The 17,181-nt window shown below is 56.0% G+C and carries 17 protein-coding genes and 3 pseudogenes; 6 read left to right on the forward strand and 14 right to left on the reverse strand.

All coding sequences use genetic code 11. The annotated features are described in order from the left end of the window. Positions 1-8 precede the first annotated feature (8 nt). The 9 genes and pseudogenes from G5575_RS22275 to G5575_RS19460 all read right to left on the reverse strand — a co-directional run. Positions 9-326: pseudogene (locus tag G5575_RS22275) on the reverse strand (glycosyltransferase); the annotation flags it as partial. Then, on the reverse strand, positions 281-1,129 hold the full coding sequence (locus G5575_RS13615) for a glycosyltransferase (protein WP_164534812.1): 849 nt from the start codon (positions 1,127-1,129) through the stop codon (positions 281-283). The gene G5575_RS13615 and the pseudogene G5575_RS22275, both read right to left, overlap by 46 nt. A gap of 1 nt (position 1,130) precedes the next feature. Further along, the gene (locus G5575_RS13620) at positions 1,131-1,553 is read right to left on the reverse strand and encodes a glycosyltransferase family 2 protein (RefSeq protein WP_164534813.1); all 423 of its coding nucleotides are present in this window, start codon (positions 1,551-1,553) and stop codon (positions 1,131-1,133) included. Further along, positions 1,547-2,083: a glycosyltransferase family 2 protein gene (locus G5575_RS13625; RefSeq protein WP_164534814.1), complete on the reverse strand. Its 537-nt coding sequence runs from the start codon at positions 2,081-2,083 to the stop codon at positions 1,547-1,549. The genes G5575_RS13620 and G5575_RS13625 overlap by 7 nt, the downstream gene beginning before the upstream one ends. Next, positions 2,080-2,523, reverse strand: coding sequence for a glycosyltransferase family 2 protein (locus G5575_RS13630; protein ID WP_235936018.1), 444 nt, complete (start codon positions 2,521-2,523; stop codon positions 2,080-2,082). The genes G5575_RS13625 and G5575_RS13630 overlap by 4 nt, the downstream gene beginning before the upstream one ends. Positions 2,524-2,614: 91 nt before the next feature. Then, a pseudogene (locus tag G5575_RS22280) lies at positions 2,615-3,055 on the reverse strand (glycosyltransferase family 2 protein); the annotation flags it as partial. Between the two features lie 49 nt (positions 3,056-3,104). Further along, positions 3,105-3,965 carry a glycosyltransferase family 2 protein gene (locus G5575_RS13640; protein WP_164534817.1) on the reverse strand — a complete coding sequence of 287 codons (861 nt, stop codon included), beginning with the start codon at positions 3,963-3,965 and terminating at the stop codon, positions 3,105-3,107. Between the two features lie 558 nt (positions 3,966-4,523). Next, entirely contained in the window at positions 4,524-5,201 is a 678-nt protein-coding gene (locus tag G5575_RS19455; protein WP_207633155.1) for an ABC transporter ATP-binding protein, read from the reverse strand. 40 nt (positions 5,202-5,241) lie between these two features. Then, complete coding sequence (locus tag G5575_RS19460; protein WP_207633156.1) at positions 5,242-6,240, reverse strand: ABC transporter transmembrane domain-containing protein; 999 nt, start codon at positions 6,238-6,240, stop codon at positions 5,242-5,244. Positions 6,241-6,427: 187 nt separating this feature from the next. Here G5575_RS19460 and G5575_RS13650 point away from each other — a divergent pair, with 187 nt between their 5' ends. The 3 genes from G5575_RS13650 to G5575_RS13660 are packed head-to-tail and all read left to right on the forward strand — an operon-like array spanning position 6,428 to position 10,042. Further along, entirely contained in the window at positions 6,428-7,537 is a 1,110-nt protein-coding gene (locus G5575_RS13650; RefSeq protein ID WP_164534818.1) for an EpsG family protein, read from the forward strand. Positions 7,538-7,579: 42 nt separating this feature from the next. After that, positions 7,580-8,707: a glycosyltransferase family 4 protein gene (locus G5575_RS13655; protein WP_164534819.1), complete on the forward strand. Its 1,128-nt coding sequence runs from the start codon at positions 7,580-7,582 to the stop codon at positions 8,705-8,707. Positions 8,708-8,731: 24 nt separating this feature from the next. Beyond that, positions 8,732-10,042, forward strand: a complete 1,311-nt coding sequence (locus tag G5575_RS13660; protein WP_164534820.1) for a sugar transferase — start codon at positions 8,732-8,734, stop codon at positions 10,040-10,042. 128 nt (positions 10,043-10,170) lie between these two features. Here the strand turns inward: G5575_RS13660 and G5575_RS13665 are convergent, their stop codons facing one another. Further along, on the reverse strand, positions 10,171-11,172 hold the full coding sequence (locus G5575_RS13665; RefSeq protein WP_164534821.1) for an aKG-HExxH-type peptide beta-hydroxylase: 1,002 nt from the start codon (positions 11,170-11,172) through the stop codon (positions 10,171-10,173). Positions 11,173-11,238: 66 nt separating this feature from the next. Then, on the reverse strand, positions 11,239-11,385 hold the full coding sequence (locus tag G5575_RS13670) for a hypothetical protein (protein ID WP_164534822.1): 147 nt from the start codon (positions 11,383-11,385) through the stop codon (positions 11,239-11,241). A gap of 56 nt (positions 11,386-11,441) precedes the next feature. On the opposite strand from G5575_RS13670, the gene G5575_RS13675 reads away from it, so the two are divergent. Both G5575_RS13675 and G5575_RS13680 read left to right on the forward strand, forming a co-directional pair. Beyond that, entirely contained in the window at positions 11,442-12,404 is a 963-nt protein-coding gene (locus G5575_RS13675; protein WP_164534823.1) for a hypothetical protein, read from the forward strand. Continuing rightward, positions 12,401-13,360, forward strand: a complete 960-nt coding sequence (locus tag G5575_RS13680; RefSeq protein WP_164534824.1) for a glycosyltransferase family 2 protein — start codon at positions 12,401-12,403, stop codon at positions 13,358-13,360. Before G5575_RS13675 ends, G5575_RS13680 begins: the two co-directional genes overlap by 4 nt. Here G5575_RS13680 and G5575_RS13685 read toward each other — a convergent pair. Beyond that, positions 13,357-13,821: pseudogene (locus G5575_RS13685) on the reverse strand (efflux RND transporter periplasmic adaptor subunit); the annotation flags it as partial. The gene G5575_RS13680 and the pseudogene G5575_RS13685 overlap by 4 nt on opposite strands. Before the next feature lie 32 nt (positions 13,822-13,853). Between G5575_RS13685 and G5575_RS22500 the strand changes: the two are divergent. After that, entirely contained in the window at positions 13,854-14,021 is a 168-nt protein-coding gene (locus tag G5575_RS22500; RefSeq protein ID WP_235936020.1) for a hypothetical protein, read from the forward strand. Positions 14,022-14,210: 189 nt separating this feature from the next. Here G5575_RS22500 and G5575_RS13695 read toward each other — a convergent pair whose 3' ends face one another. Continuing rightward, positions 14,211-16,148, reverse strand: a complete 1,938-nt coding sequence (locus G5575_RS13695) for a preprotein translocase subunit SecA (RefSeq protein ID WP_164534826.1) — start codon at positions 16,146-16,148, stop codon at positions 14,211-14,213. Further along, positions 16,141-17,139 carry an efflux RND transporter periplasmic adaptor subunit gene (locus G5575_RS20550; RefSeq protein ID WP_235936021.1) on the reverse strand — a complete coding sequence of 333 codons (999 nt, stop codon included), beginning with the start codon at positions 17,137-17,139 and terminating at the stop codon, positions 16,141-16,143. Before G5575_RS20550 ends, G5575_RS13695 begins: the two co-directional genes overlap by 8 nt. Positions 17,140-17,181: the final 42 nt, after the last annotated feature.

Below are 17,181 nucleotides of genomic sequence, written 5' to 3' on the forward strand. Positions count from 1 at the left end.
CGTTTAACTCAAAGAACCGTTCCGGTTGCTTCAATTAGGACCAACTCCCAACGGTCGAAGCAGAAATCCTCACGATAACGCTCCATTGAACTTGCCGCAGCACGTCCCATCTCGGCACGACGTTCATGCGCTTGCATCAGTACTCTGAGTGTCGCGGCGAGATTGTGCGCATCTTCGTTGCCGGGTGCCAGCAGCCCAGTTCGACCGGTCTCAATTAGGTCGGGAACCCCAGCGCAGCCTTCAAAGCCAACTGCCGGTAAGCCGTGCGCTAGTGCTTCTGCTAGTGCGTTCGGAAAGCCCTCCCAGCGCGCTGGGAGACAGAAGAGGTGCGCTGCTGCATATTCGCTCTCGACGTCTTTTGCGCTCCCGGTAACGACGCACGACCTCGCAGCAAAGGCCGCTCCTCGAGCATTGTTTCAAGGGCTACTCGGTCCTCGCCTTCGCCAACAATGCGGAGGTCCCAGCACTTGAACTCTTCCGCCAGTTCGCCAAATGCCTCCAGTAGCGCAGAAAAGTTCTTCTGAAAGCTCAGGCGGCCAACGGAAAGTAAAGTGTAGCGCCCCGCTGCATTCGGCTGTGCTGGGCATGCCAGCCTAGCGGCCGAGCGAACCGGGTTTGGAGTTTCTACAATCTTGCGCCGCAAATACGGTGGGTAGAAGTTGCGATAGCGACCGAATTGTACCGTGATACGTTTGGCAAGCCTGTAGGAGAACAGCTCGATCTGCTGCTTGCGCCGGCTGCCGACGTGCTCGTACATTGTCGGAGACGTCCGCTCAGCCACGATTACAGGAATGCCTGTGGCCAGCGTTGCGAACGCGAGCATGCGGAAAGCACCGCCCTGAAATGCCACAATCACGTCTGGACGGAAATCCTCCACCAGACGCCGAACCTTTTTCACACGTTTCACCCGCAAGCCCAAGCTAGCGCGCCGGGCAGGATTCCCCATGTCCAGCTTGAACCACTTTAGTCGTTCGTCCATCGGATAAAATGCCTGGGCGTCTTCATGATCCCAGCTGAACAACGCAACTTCGTGCCCGCGACGCACCATCTCGTTCATGATCGTAATGATCTGCCGCTCCACGCCACCAGCCATATTGTGCATGGCGCGAGCCGAAAACATCATCCGCATCTTAGCTCTGCGCTCTCATGCGTCGCTCATGGGCGAGGCGCTTTGGGCCTGTGGCCAGAATATGCTTGGTTGCCATCAAAGGATTGACCAACCAGATGCGCAAAAATTGCAGCGCAAAACTCAAATAGTCCCGTTTGAAATGGTAGTACCGCAAGACCGGCCAGTTGCGCGCGAGGTGATAGCGCCGGATCGAACGAAGATAGTCGGTATGTTTCTCAGCAAGCGCAATCTCGGCATCGCGATTGCGCTCGTAGCTTTTGTCGGCTCCCGTCGTGGCATGCTGCAAGAAGAGCGTCTCCTCGGTACCAATAAACCAACCTCCCGCTAGTGCCAGCCGAATAGCCCAATCGAGGTCTTCCACCCTCCGCAGCGCCGGATCAAAGCCGCCGACCTGCTCAAACAGTGTCGTGCGAGCCATCAGCATGCCTGCCCCCGTCCCCGTGCCATAGTCCCAGCCCGCGACGGTATGATGAAACAGCATCCGATCGGCCATGGCCGGCCCATGTGGACGAATGTCTCGCGCGCCAACCGCCGGCAGGAGCTTGCGATAACCATTAGGATAAAGACGCTCCCCCCGGCATAGCAGGCAACTGGCAAACCGCCATGCTGCGCCTCGAACTCCTCGATCGCCTCAATCTGTCTGCGCACCCGTTGCGGCAGGCTTTCGTCGTCATCGTCAAAGAACACGATGAAGTCGCCACGCGCTCCGGCAAGCAAGGCATTGCGCGCTACGGAAGGACCGCCATTTGCGGCAAGACGGATCAGCCGCGCCCGTGGCTCTGCTACAATCGCAGCCTCCACCACCGCCGCTGAATCATCGATCGAGGCATCGTCGACGATGAGCACTTCGATCTCGGGCCAATCCTGCGCCAGCGCGCTGGCAATGGCGCGGCCGATCGTGTCCCGCGCATTGAAGCAGGTGATGCCAATGGTTACGCTCTGGTTCTGGCTCATGATCCCTTGGAGGCGTCGGGCGGCCTGGTATGAAATTTGGAAAAGGCGCGATTGCCCTCAAGGTTCGGTAAGGCAAGCCGCAGCCTTTGCCAAGTCAGACGCGGATGGCACAGCGCCGCTCCCGCCATGCGCAAGGCGAACCGGAGCCGGTGCCGCGCCAGCCAGTGGTACTTGCTGATCACCCAGTTTCGGCAAAACCGATAGTGTCGCGCAGTATCGAACACGGCCCGATGCTTGTCGATCAGCATTAGCTTATAGACCAGTTCCCCCTCAAGCGATTTGTCCGAGGTCAGCGTCAGCGTCTGCGTCACCAGCGGCTCGGCGATCCCGACGAAATGCCCACCCATCAGCGCCAGCCGCACGGCGAGATCCGTGTCCTCGTTGCGCCGGAAGTCTGGGTCGAACCCACCCAGCGCCCGATAGGTTTCGGTCCGCGCCATCTGCGAGCATGTCGCCACCGCACCATACCCGTCCTCGAGCGGCTCCCCGCCAAGATCCGCCGTGCCACCGCAACCCCGTGCGGCGCCAAAACTCCCTCGCGCTGCCCCATGGTCGGTTCGATCCGTGTGCCCCCTGAAGCAGGACCTGTCGCCGCGCCGTATGGCAGATCACCGGTGCCCCATCGGCAGACTGCGCCTCGTAGTTGAGAATGCGCTCCAGCTGCCGGCGCACGCGATCGGGGGCGCTTTCGTCGTCATCGTCGAAAAAGCAGATGAACGCGCCCCGCGCTTCTCGCACAATCCGGCTCCGCGCCGAGCCAACGCCTTGGTTCGTCTCCTGCCGAAAGGCACGAATTTCCTTATGAGACGCGGCCAGGCGCTGTAAGGCGTTCCAGGTTCCGTCCGTGGAACCATCGTCCACGATCACGATCTCAATGCCAGGCCAATCCTGACGCAGTGCACTGCTCACCGCACGTTCAATGCTGTTTTCAGCCTGGTAGGCGGTGGCGCCGATTGTGATGAGCGGCGTCATGGCGCCCGTCCAGCTCGCCGCTTAAAATAGGCCGGCATCAGTTGCGGCGCTAGCGCATAAGCCAGTGCCCGGTAAAAGCCGCGCCTAAAATTGCACTTTTGCTGCCCCAAAAATCAGACCTCGCAAACATTCGCGACGCTTGGTAGAGGCCACGCTGCTTGAGATAGGCATGGTGCTTGTCGCGCAGCAGCAAAGCATAATGCAACGGCTTGGAGCCAGATTTGTCGACGCGCTGCGTCAGGTATTGAGTGATCAATGGGCGGTTAACAGAAATAAAATGAGCCCCGACTAGAGCGGCGCGTATAGCATAATCTTGCTCCTCGAACCTTCTAAACTTTTCGTCGAAGCGCCCGACCGCCTCAAATGTTGTCCGACGCGCCATCATGGTTCCGCTGCCCATGAGTCCAAACACGAATTGTTCTCCGCAGTCTGGCAGACCGAGAACATGATCAGCAACGGCCGGCCCAAAAGGCTCTGGTGAAGCGTTCCCAATTGCTGATTTGACGTGGACGGGCGAATTCTCGCCTTTTATGACCAGACGTTCGGAATAGCAAAACACCAATCGCGCTCCGCTTGCTGCTTCGTAAAGTAACGTGCGTTCAACCTGCGCACGAATTCTGTCGACCATCGCCACATCGTCGTCATCGAGGAAAGCGACAAAGCATCCCGATGCGTTTGCGATAATGGTGTTTCTAGATGCTGCTACTCCCTTGTTGGTGCTATGCCGAACAAGTTTAATGCGGCTATCCATAGCCGCCAACGCACGCAAGGTATCCCAGCTTCCATCGGTCGATTGGTCGTCTACAACAACTATCTCAAGATCAGACCACTCTTGATGTTGGGCACTATTTATAGCCCTCAATATAGTATTTTCTGAGTTATAGGAAGTTATTCCCAGTGTAACAATCATGATTAATTGTTCATCAATTGAAAGAGTAAGAATTCATAATTTAATAGGCCATTTCTGTGTGATCAGATTGTTTTTATTATTGGTATACCAGAGATCCTTGTAGTCTCTATAAGATGAAGTTTTGTTCCTATATGCAGTGCAGAATAATTATAGAAAGTAAAACTGCTCCAATTGATCTAGAGGAATGGAATATTCAGACGAATTGATATGAATTCATAGTCTAAAATTGAAGTGTTTTGGAGATGTTGTGCTTTTTAATTTTTCTAAAAAGCGGGTTCTTAGGTGGGGGAATCGGGGGATCTCCTAGCGCTACAGAAGAAAGATCCAACTTAGCTTGAGACATCTAGCGTAGTCGCGAAGCAAGTGCGCTGGGCCAGGCTGCAAAGGCGTATGATCAGAGGGCGCGGGCTCTTAAATGCGCGATTGGCCCATGTAACGTGGTCCATCAGCGACCTTTAGCTTTCGCCACGTAAGCCAAGCAGTGGGAGGTGCTGTGGCGACTAGCGGAGCAGCCTCAGTTAATGTGTTGTTCAAGCTCGGCCCAAGTCCCGCGTCGAGCTATCCGGCCTTTGTCGAGAACAAAATTTGGTCGCATGACATGACTGTGGTCAAGCGATGCGCGATCATAATTACAGTTTTTTGCGACCGAATTCCTGCGACCGCATCCATGACAGATCGCTCTGTTGAATGATCCAGCGCGCTTGTGGCTTCATCAAGCACGAGCACGTCTGGATCGTGGTAGAGCGCCCGAGCAATCCCTATCCGCTGACGTTGCCCGCCGGAAAGGCGGACCCCGCGATCTCCTACTTCCGTCTCGTATTTACGCGGCAGATCCGCGACGATGAACTCATGCAGGTTCGCCAAGCGGGCGGCATGTTCAACGGCAGCCATGTCAATTTTGTCGGGCGCTATGCCCAGAGCAATGTTTGCAGCAATGGTTTCGTCTGACAAGAAAATCTGCTGCGGCACATAACCGATCGAGCGCTGCCACGAGCGGACATTATCCGGGGTTATCGGAACGCCGTCCACCATTACCGTGCCACTCTTTGCCTCCAGCAGTCCCAAGATTAGGTCGACGAGAGTGGATTTACCCGCGCCTGTCGCGCCGACCAACCCCACGGTAGAATGTGCCGCAATGCTCAGCGAAATGTCGGTCAGCGCCTGCCGTTCGAGGCTAGGATAGGCAAAGCTGACTCCCTTAAGAGTTATCTCTCGCTTGAGGGGGAGAGTCGGCACTGGCTTAAGATCGTTGGTGTTTTGGGTATCGACCAGATCGTTACAGAGTGCATCTAGCGCTGGTCCCCCAAAGCGCAGTGAGACTATCGCTTGGTACAGCCCCTGGATCGCCGGAAGCAGTCGCAGACCGGCAAAGGCGTAAACGGCCATCGTCGGTAAGGCTGGTGAAATCTCCTTCTGCACGAAAAAGTAAGACAATGATTACAGCCAGCACGCCACCGATGCCTATGAGCTCCAGCATATGGCGCGGAACCTCGCGCACGAGGTTGAGCCTGCTGAGAAGTTTTGAGGATTGCAATGACGCTTTCTCGAAGCGCCTCAAATAACCGCGTTCCAATCCTCCGACTTTGACCTCTTTGACTCCCGCGAGCACTTCCTGAGCGATACGATACCGCTCCCGATTAGCGGCGATCCGCTCTGTGCCGATGACGCCGAGATAGCCACGAACGGCGAAATAGACCAATCCATAAGCCCCGACGATCCCCACTAACGCAATTGCCGCTACGGTCGGATCAACGATCACTACAACTGCGATAAGAAAACTGGAGACAATGACCTTGGAAACAAATTGCAGGGCCGGGATCAAACTGCCGTTAATGACCTGTTCCACCTCGGATAAGACGGTCTTGCCCATATCGGCGGTGTGCCGGTTTAGAAAGAAGGTATAGGGACGTCTAAGATACGATCCGAGCAGCCGAACGCTTAGCCCGTGGCTGCGAGAATAGGCATAGCGCAATAGCCCATAGCTGGTGAAGGCAGTAAATACCGTACGCAGCACGATGACAGCGAAGACGCCAAGCGAAAGGAAAATAAAGAACGTGTTGAGGTTGGTAAAACCTAACGTCTTATAGGCAGCATTGAGCCAGGTATTACTGTACACGAGGCTTGAATCCGATAGCACCGCAATCAGTGGAAAAATTGACGCAACCCCGGCCATTTCCACCACGCCCAACACCAGCATCATGGCTAGCAGCAACAGTGCTTGACGTTGTTCGCGCGGTTTAAGCAAGGCGCGCAATTTTTGGAACGTATCCAGCAAGACACTGTCTCGGCTTCTGTGGAGGGTGGCGCCTTCATATGCCGCTCGCTACGGTGGCACAAGCGTTGGCACGTCTGGTCAAAGAGATTGCAGGTTGCGGCCGCGCATCATTGCTCGGTGTGAATGTTAGTGCATTCTGGCGACATACGGCTGCGGTAGGACCAACATGGCGGAAGGCAGGATATAAGTGAGCGCTTGGATTTACTGGGTCCCGTTTGTTGCCTTTGCGGCACTTTCGTTCGCACCGCAACGGTTCCACCGGGCCTGGTTTTCGGCTGCTGCCATCGTCCTCATCGTTTATGTAGGCCTGCGCCACGAGGTTGGTGCCGATTGGGGCGCCTATATCGCGATGATTGAGCGTGCCGGAACAAACGGACTTACTTATAGCCTCAGAGACACCGATCCCGGCTATGCGATGCTCAACTGGCTGGGCGCCAATGGCCTTGGCGGCATCTATTTCGTCAACCTCGTATGTGCAACTCTCTCCGTCATTCCTTTAGTCATTTTTTGCGCCACAAGGAAAAATCCCGCACTCGCACTGTTGGTCGCGGTACCGTACCTGATTACTGTGGTCTATATGGGGTATACGCGTCAGGGCGTAGCCGTAGGCTTCGGCATGCTGGCAATCCTAGCCGTTGAGCGCCAGCGGATAGTCTGGTTCTTATGCGCGGTGACCGTCGCGGCCCTTTTTCACAAGGCTGCTGTCTGCCTGTTCGTGTTTTCGCCGGCCTTGTTCGCCGGCCGCCTGGATCGGCCATATCTGGCCCGGGCCATGGGCATCGCCCTTTATGCCCTCGTGCTCACCATGGTTTTGCTTGGCTATGAGGCTGCGTTCTTAAGCCAAGAGTACATCTTGGCCACAGGGGATGCCCCTGGGCCAGGCGTGGCGGAAGCCGGCTTGCGCTCCGAAGGAGCGATTGTGCGGCTTGCGCAGGCGGTCGTAGCAGTGGCTGCTTTCATCCTCATTGCCTGGCGCACGCGGCTTAAGCCCGCCGAGCTGTGGCTCTGGTCCATCGTCTCCTTCGCCATCCTCGCCCTGTTCGTCCTTGCCTTTTACCGGTCCACCTTAGCAGACAGAACCGCGCTGTTCTTTCTCCCGCTGCAGCTCTACGCTTTTGCCACCCTGCCAAGCCTTTTCCGGCGTCCGCTTGCTCTGTTCGCGCAGATTGCGATCATTTCCTGCTTCGCCGCCTCGTACTGGGTATGGCTTACTTATGGCAGCGATGCCGACAAATGGATCCCTTACAACTCGGCGATGGGGCAACCTGTGCTTGTCGCTCGGGAAAGTTCCCAATAATGCTAGCGGTCTTCTAACTAACTCTGCCAGGATGCTACACTTTTGATTCCTCGTCGCTTCGCGATCCTGAGCAATAACGCGTTCTCACTGCTCAATTTTCGCGGCCCCCTGCTCGCTGAAATTGCTTCACGTGGTCACAAGGTCTTCGCCCTCGCTCCGGATATCACTCCCGCAATGAAATCTGAATTGCGGGCATTGGGCGCCGAGCCTGTAGAAGCAAATATATCGCGAACCGGCCTAAACCCCATTCGAGACATCCGAGATATGCTCAGGCTTGCGCGCATTTTGTCTGATCTCAGACTTGATGCCGTCCTGAGTTTTGCAATAAAACCCGTGATATACGGAACCTTCGCCGCCCGCATGGTAGCAGTGCCGCACCGCTACGCGCTGATTGCCGGCTTGGGTTATGCTTTCGGCGTCGAAAAAGGTTTCGGCCTTAAGCGTCGGATCGTACATCAGACGGCTAAAGCGCTATACAAATTGGCTCTGGCGCAGGTCAGTTCCACATTTATGCAGAACCCTGACGATGTGGAAGACTTCGTGCGCTTAAGAATTTTGCCTCGAGGCAAGATGGTGTTGGTCGACGGTACAGGCGTTGATCTAGAAGCTTGGCCTATGCTTGCACCTCGGACCGACCGTGTCACTTTTCTCCTTGCCGCTCGGTTGCTTTCGGAGAAGGGTGTGCGCGATTACGTCAATGCGGCTCGTTTGGTGAAGGCGAAATTTCCAACAGTCCATTTTTTGCTTTTAGGGAGCCTCGACACCAATCCGGACGGGATATCCCGGTCGGAGGTTGACCGCTGGGTTGGGGAGGGATTGGTGGAGTGGCCGGGGCACGTTGATGTTCGACCTTGGCTTGCACAGTCCAGCGTCTTCGTCTTGCCATCCTACTACCGTGAGGGCATTCCACGATCGATCCAGGAGGCGCTGGCAAGCGGACGGCCTGTAATTACGGCGGATACTCCTGGCTGTCGAGAAACTGTTTTGAACGGAATCAATGGCTTTCTTATTCCACCGCGCGCGCCCGAAGATCTGGCAGCGGCGATGCAGCGCTTTATCGACAACACCGACCTTATCGTTGACATGGGCCAACAGAGTCGACTAATCGCGCAGTCACGATTTGACGTGCACCAGATCAATGCGCGAATGATCGAAGTGATGGGGCTTTAAAATATCTCCCCGTAGGAGCAGTGGATGCCGCCAAAGCGCTCCCGGAGAACGCCCCCTGATTATCCAGCCCGCAATCTGTCCTATGTGACAAAGTTAGGCGGACGAACCCGAAAATATAAATTTTTCCGGCAACTCAGGACCTTTCGCATTCCGGTCCTGTTCGCAATCCTGCTGCAGGCGCTTGTATACTACTCGGTGTTTTCACGCCCTGGTCGAAGTGACTGGAATAACTTCGCTCTTGCGGTGGGAGTTATCGCTCTTGTTCCAATAATTTCCGCGGCCGTTTTGACGGCTCTCCGTCGTCACGAAGCGCCGGTCGTTATTTCCACATTGGTCTGCACCGCTTTGTTCAGCGTGGCGGTCAGTGCGTTATCTGCCCTAAGAGTTCCGGTGAGCTATCAAGGGCTGGCGTTATGCTTACCGATAGCCATAATTCTGACAGCTTACGCTAATGTGCGACGTCACCGTCAGGTTGATGATAATGTCGCGCTGGCGCCGTTCACGCGTGCCGAAGAAATATCACAAGAACTGCACGGCGTTCCAATTCTGCCGGGGCCGGAAGCTGAGCTAGAAGGCACAGAGGTCCTGCTGATAGACCCTCTGGAGCACCACAGCCACGTTTGGTCAAGGCTTCTTGCCGACTGCTACTTGGGTGGCGTCGAGGTTATGTCTTGGACGCGCTATTTGGAAGAGAAGCGAGGTAGACTTGATGTAACGAGCTTCGACACCACGCATCTTTCCTATAGTCCAAGTCAGCTAATCTATGCGCGGATGAAGCGTTTCCTCGACCTTGGTGGTGCTTTTGTTACGCTTCCGCTGACTGTGCCTATCGCTCTAGCCGTTGCCGCGTACATATTTTTGCGTGACGGCGGCCCAGTCATCTTCGTGCAGATTAGGCGAGGATATGGCGGGCGTCGTTTCCGCATGTATAAGTTCCGAACCATGTACAAGGGTACGGGCGGTGGCTCGACAGCTGTTGGCGATAGTCGGATTATTCCAGGATGCAAGTTAATCCGGAAGCTGCGCTTCGATGAGCTTCCGCAAATAATGAACATTATTAACGGCGACATGAGTCTAATTGGTCCTCGTCCCGTGGCCGAATATGTCGCCAGAAGTAGCGAAGCAGCTGAGCCAAAATACGCACTTCGTACGCTTGTTCTTCCGGGGATCACTGGATGGGCACAAGTCAGTTCCGGCTATGCGGCAAATACGAGGGAAGAGATCGAGAAGTTATCTTATGACCTCTACTATATAAAACACCTCTCCCTCGATTTAGATTTGTTGGTGCTGTTTAAGACTATAAGAACCGTCCTACTAGGCCATGGGGCAAGATAGAACCGATTTAAGTTATAACATCAGTTCGTTGGCATTGTTTCAGTCACTTCGCGACCACGCATAAGACGTTCGGGCAAGCATCCCGCATGAATGTTCAGGCCTCGCGTATTCTTCCAGGAGCAGGCTAATTAGGTCGAAACCCCTGTAGAACGGTTGATCACGCTGGTCATATATTGTTTGGCTGCCTGCATGATTCCGCTCCCGGTGGGGGTCAGCCGTCCATGCTCTTCTACGACGCTTAGCCCCGCGAAGAAGTTGGCAGCATCCTCGGATTGTGCGGCTAACGCAAAATCACGTTCCTTTTCTGTCAGGACTTCCGAGGCCAGCAATTTCGACAACGCCCAGTGCATTCGCGCCGAAACAAAGGTCGCGTGATAAATTCCTTCCATAGGCCGAGGGTCGACGCGAAGCGGTGACGCATACAGCTCGTCGTCGTCGTTTTCTGTTAATGCCTCTTCCACCGTCAGCCCGAAAAGGAGAGTATGCGCTGCTTCATGCGCGACCACTTCCATGACCTGGATTTCGGTATCGTGGAATGCAGGATTTAGGAACAGCGCACCCCAAAGCTGGTAGCTCGAGCCTCCGTCAAATACATATTCCGCGTCGGCCTCGCCAACCGCCAAGACGATCTCGGACAAGAGTCCGCGAATTTCCGCAATCATCTCGGGCAAGACAGGTTCGAAACGATCGAGTGTTGCAACGAGCTTTTGCTTGAATTGTGCAGCCATCTCGTCGGGCGGCTGAAGAAAGCTGAAATTGACCGTCGGGTCCGTCGACATGCCACGTCGGTAAAGCTCTGCCTGGCCTGAAGTCCATTCGTCTTCTATTGCATGGACCTGAAGCCCTGACGATACTGGTTGTTCGCTAACGAGACGATCAAACAAGTGCCCGGCTTGGGTGTGGTCATCATCATCGATGGCGTCCACCAACTGATAGTAAAGACCGAAGAGCGTCGCCCCATACCGGGTAACCGAAATATTCTCTACAAGACGGTTCAGTGAAACGGCATCGAAGTCGATCTGTCCCAAGCACTGCTGGCTAATATAATGAAGGCTTTGTGCCAAGCTGACATGCATAGCACGATCCAGCGCATTTGCCCGCGTTCCGGACGGCTCGAACTGAAATTTCATCATTGAAACCTGAAGAATTGGAGGTGACTTATCGTCACCTCCTGACTGACGTCAGTCGACTACGGGCTAAATAGAGCCGACTTTGCCACCGATTTTAGCGCCGAACTTGGCGCGACCGGGTTTGAAACCGACTTTGCTGCCGATCTTGGCGCCGGAGCGCTGGGTACCGACAAGCTTGAAGCCGAGAAGTTTTGAATGGTCGAGAGAGATCATCTATTCCTCATGTGGTCATGTGTTAGATAGGATGAAGGGAGTCCAGGGGCTCAGAATTGATTACCTTCTTATCCACCAGAAGTCACCGTCACCATATCGAGCATGTCAGCGAAGAACTTGGAAAGCAACTTTTTCGCGTGAGGACCTATGATTGGTTGCTCTGGCGAAAGGTTTTGCCGCTCGGAACTTGGATTTTCACCGATTGTGAGAGGCTAAGTTGCTGGGAGCTCGAAATTACTTGTAGGTATGCAACGGCTTTGGAGAAAGCAGGGGCCAGGTTAATTAATGACCCGCGCACCTTTCTGCCGCGCGGTAGTCTCCTGAAGGCGCTGCTTCGCACGCAAATAAATTCATTCTCGGTGTGGCGGCCGGTGGACGGAGAGCAGGCAACTCGCTTTCCGGTGTTCCTGCGGACCGAGTCGGCACACCGGGGAGCGCTGAGTGAACTACTTCATAGCCAGCCTGAGATCGACCGAGAGTTGTCTCGGTTGGTAGCCCAGGGATTTCCGTTACGGGACCTTTTGATAGTCGAATTCAGGGCGCAAGAACTTGCCGAATTGCCGGGAGCCTTCCGAAAACATGCCGCCTTTATGGTGGGCGATGAATTGATTGCCGGTCCGCCGGTCACCGACACCACTTGGCATGCCAAGTTCGGCGCACCGGGAGTAGCGACGGAGGAGCACTACCTTGCCGACCGCGAAGACAGCGAGTCGATGCCGCACAAGGATACATTGCGACGAGGATTTGAGATCGCAGGCGTCTCGTTCGGGCGCATGGATTATGCGATCGTCAACGGTGTCCCCGAGATTTACGAGATCAACACCAACCCTCATATAAGGGCGCTCACGAAACACCACAGCAAGGTTCGTCTCGAAACTGTGGCAGCGTCCAATCGAAGCGTCGTCGAAGCTGTCCGGGTTCTTGATCGACCATCACCCCAAGCGCGGATTGATGTCGACCTTCCCCGTCTGGCGCGATCTTGGAAAAGCCGCCTGCAATTCAGCCGGTGGCAGCCATGACTGGGCACGAAGAGCAAACCCTGATCACGATCGCCATTGCCTGCTTCAACGCCCACGACACCATTGAGCGCAGCATCCGCTCGGCTCAGGCCCTCGACTGGCCGGCACTAGAAATCCTAGTAGTCGATGATGCATCGACGGACAAATCATTGGCGCTGGTCCGACAACTATCGGCGTCGGACAATCGCATCCGTGTTGTGGTGCACAATATAAACCTCGGTACGGGCGCAACGCGCACGCGTCTGGTCCAGGAGGCGCGAGGAGAGTTCATAGCCTTTCTCGACGACGACGATGTGTGCAGACCTTCCCGGCTTCGGGACCAAATCTCGGCACTGCGCCGTGCCGAGCAGCAGTCGAGCCTTCCTTTTATTGCTTGCTACGGCTCACGCCGGATTATCGGGCAAACTCGGAACCCTCGTGGCGCCGCCATCGCGAGCGACGGAGAGGTGCTGCAGGGCGAGGCAGTCGCCCTTGCCATCCTCACCGGCTTGCGCCCATCCACTGGCAGGATGGGCCGTCACGGTTCCTGCACGCTCCTCGCTCGTCGCGGAACGTTCATGGCCGTCGGTGACTTTGATCCGCTGTTTCGGCGTCATCAGGATACCGACTGGGCCATTCGCCTTGCGCTGATGGGCGGTGGCTTTATCGGTACGTCAGAAATAGTGTTGGACCAGTATATCACGCCGTCGTCCGACAAGAACGACAAGCTGGTGCATGACCTCGCTCTGGCCTTGCGTAGGAAGCACCGGATTTTTCTTCAATCGCGCGGCTACTACCGGCTGGCGATCGCCAGAGCCGAGATGAATTACTTCAACAGCGCCGGCCCGAAATGGCGGTTTCGCTTAGCCGTGCTCAAAGCCTTTCTCCTAGCCCCCACGTCATTTTGCCGGAATGGCTGCGCGCTAAAGACCGAAAGTGGCGTGGACGCCTCGATGCTCAATAAAGCGACACCTTAGTCAAGCAATTCGAACGTCACCTGGCATCTTTGGCCGGCGGGCAGGGCGCCTTCCGCGTTGGAAAGTTCGAGGCGGATTCCGAGGGTGCTGCTGGCGGCATCGAAGACGGGGTCGACGACAGTGACCGTTCCAACTTCCACGGTGCCGCTCGGCTGTTCCAAAGCCACATTGCCTTTGTCGCCCACCTTGATCTGTCCATAAAGTTCGGACGGCACGTAGGCTTCGACATAAAGCGGATCAGTCTGGACGATGGTCATCACCGTACTATCCTGCCGTACATATTCGCCGACCTGCACCGACTGGGAGAGCACGAAACCATCCAGAGGACTAGTTATGGTTCGCAGCGACAGCAGCTCGCGTTGGCGTTGCAGCTCAAGTTCGGCAAGGCTTTGGCGACGTTGCTCGGCAGCCAGATCATTGCGAGTGATGTCGACCAGAGCTTGAAGCTCGTCGATCCGCGACTGTGTGACCGACCCCGAATCTAGGAGGGACCGTGACCTCTGAGGTTAGCTTCGGCCAGTGCCAGCCGCGTTTGCTGCGATTCAACCAGTTCATCGGCTTCGGCCTGGGCTTGAGCAACCGCCACGTTCGCTTGCTCGATCGTCGCATCGAGCCGCGCCAAGACTTCACCTTTGGCTACCTTGTCACCGCGTCCTACTAAGGCTTCGCTCAATAGCCCGGTGACGGTGCTGCCGATTTCTACGCGCTGCGCCGGTTCGGTGACGCAATCGAGCGTCAAATCCTCGGCAAGGGACTCACCAGACAGGAGTAAGAGCATCGGAAAAAGAGGGCGCGCTTCATTCCGCCCGCCCTGTGAATGCGAGCGTTTTTGTCTGCATTTCGTCCGATTTTAAAGGTCGCGGCGCATGCCGGCATGGATTCGTTCGGTCCGCCTTTGTGCAAATCGCAGCAGCCACCGCGCGAAAGCTTCGCCTGAAAACGGGCGTATCGTTGCTTCCGCGGCCCGCAACAGGCCGGAGAGTGGAAAATCCATCAGAGGGTCTTCCAAGGACAAAATCGCCTGAAAACACCCCTTCTGGCCTTGGCGTCCGCTGCGGCCGGCAAGCTGGTCGTCGATGCGCCGGGCTTCGTGGCGGTCGACCATCAGAACATGTAATCCGCCGAGATTTTCCACGCCTGGCGCCAGCGAAATGTCGGTACCTCGTCCGGCCATGTTCGTGGCGACAGTGATACGTCCGTGCTCTCCAGCACGCGCCACGATCGCCGCTTCTTCGCCATCTTGGGCGGCGCTTAGGACCTCATGCGGCAATCCGGCTTCTGCGAGACGTTTGCTGGCAGCGTTGGAAGCTGCCACTGAGCGGGTGCCCACAAGAATGGGTACTCCACGTTCATGCAACTCCCGAATCCGGGCAATCGCCACGGACCACTTGGCCTCGGTGGTTTGCAGAACACGATCGGTCAAATGGATGCGCTGCACCGGTCGATGGGTCGGGATGCGAACAACCGGTAGTTTGTAAACGGACCAGAGCTCGCTGGCCACATGCTGGGCGGTGCCGCTCATGCCGGACAGATAGCGGTATCGGCGGAAAAAGCGCTGATAGGTCATTCGTGCTATGGTGACGCGGCGCGGAGAAGGCGTGCAGCCCTCCTTGATCTCGATCATCTGGTGCAAGCCGTCGCTCCAGGCACGATCCGGCATGGCGCGGCCGGTATGTTCATCTATGATCTGCACTTTTCCCTCGCGCACCATGTATTGCTCTCCGAGATGGAAGAGGTGCCGCGCAGAAAGGGCCTGCCGGGCCAACTCTTCGCGGACGATGACACCGCGCCAATTCTGGTCGCGATGCTTGGCATACTCTGCGATGCGTGACCGGCCCGCCTCGGTCAGGATGATGCGTTTTTCGTCTACGACTATGCTGTAGTCGACATCGACCTGCATGCTGTCCGCCAGGGCGAGGGCGTCTTTGGCAACGTCTGCAGTCACCTGCGCATCGCTCTGCCCGGAAATAATCAGTGGCGTCCTAGCCTCGTCGACCAAGACACTGTCTGCCTCGTCAACGATGGCAAAATGCAGCCCGCGCATTCTCAATTCGGCCATCCGCGTGGAGCCTGCCCGAAGTCCTTCCATCTTAAGACGAAGATTATTGCTTTGCTGCCCGAGCACAATGCGGTCGCGAAGATAGTCGAATGTCAGCTCCTTGTTAGTACAATAGGTAACGTCGCAGGCATAGGCAGCCCGCCTTTGTTCAAATGTTTGTCCACTAACCACAACGCCAACAGATAGTCCTAACGCAGCATAGATCGGCTTGGTGATCTCGGCATCTCGTTGCGCCAGATAGTCGTTAACGGTCACGACATGTACGGGCAGGCCAGACATAGCCACTGTTCCGGCAGCCAGGGCCGCAGTCAGCGTCTTGCCTTCTCCAGTCGACATTTCAGCCAAGTTTCCGCGAACGATTGCATAGGCGCCGATCAGTTGGACACCATAGTGCCGCCTTCCGCTAAGCCGTCCCGAAATCTCGCGCACCAGAGCGAACCCCTGTACAACTAAATGTTCTGGGAATCCGCTGCTGCGACGCAACGCCTGCGAAGTGTCCGCGATTGCCCTCTCGAGGTCAGCCTGATCCAGCGCTCGATATCTCTCATCATACGCATCGACCTTTGCGACAATCGATTTGAGTGCGCGAGAACGCGGCTTGGTGGTCCAGGCGATGGCATGGCCAAACAGGTCGTTCGCCACCTTGTCTAGCTTCTTCTGCGGCTTGTCTGCTTTTTCCGGATACTGGATTGGTCGAGGCAGAGCTTGGCTTGAAGCAAGTTCAGACATTGAAGGTGCTCAGGAAAATTTGCCGAAGCGAACGCAGAACGCGCCATCCGAACGCTTCCCGGCCATGATCGAACCGCACATGAACGCGGCTGCCTAAGAGAAGCGGTTGGTCATTGGTTTCCGGCACAAGGTCAAAGACGAAGATACTTTCCAGCGCTCGTGGCTGTTGACCGCTGCTGTCGATGACGACCGAGCCGCCGCTCTGCGTTGCCAGGGCTAGGCTCGGGAGATCAAATTGCGCGGCTGGCGTCGACCGCACGATTTGGGCGCGAACGCTCGTCTCTATATTGCTGGCATAACGCATTTCGATGTGATCGGTGCGATTGCGTACGATGTCCACATCGGATTGGGGTACCACGACGCGGACGCCCGGACTTTCCTCGCCGACCACGTAGCCAATGAGTTCACCTTCTGAGACGAAATGACCGACGATATCGGTGGCGTTGGGTAGTATGAAACGACCATCGAGCTTTGCCCGTACGATCAGGTCCTGTTGTCGGCGCTTAAGCGACGCCAGCGTGCCATCTAGATTACGGGTCTGCTCCAGAAGCACACCCGCCTGTACGCGGTCTGTGTAGCGCACCGCTTCATAGCGGAGCAGAAATTCTTGTCTCTGGGTCTCGAGTACGGCTATTCGAGGCGCAAGCGTAGGGTCATTAACCTCGACCAATTCATCGCCAGCTTTAACGATGGCATCAGGAGAAGCTAGCACATTAGAGACAACTCCGCTCGACGCTGCGACGACTTCGGTCCTTTGCGGAATCCATACTACGCCTTGTGCTACCGTGCCGTAAGGCGTCGGGAGAACGAAAATCAAAGCCAAGATTGCAACGACGAACGCTCCCGAAACCGAAACGGCTCGTACCCTATGATCGTGCAGCTTCGGTGAGGTGATCACATATTTTGCACCCTTGAATACCGGCAGCAGAAAAGTGCTCGCAAGGGAGAGAACGGCAAGAATGATGCCGACGAAGAAGAGCTGCGTTGCCACTAGCAGTGCGATGGTAAAACTAAGGATGGCACGGTAGAAAAA

The sequence above is a fragment of the Devosia aurantiaca genome, assembly GCF_011058215.1.
Taxonomy (GTDB): domain Bacteria; phylum Pseudomonadota; class Alphaproteobacteria; order Rhizobiales; family Devosiaceae; genus Devosia; species Devosia aurantiaca.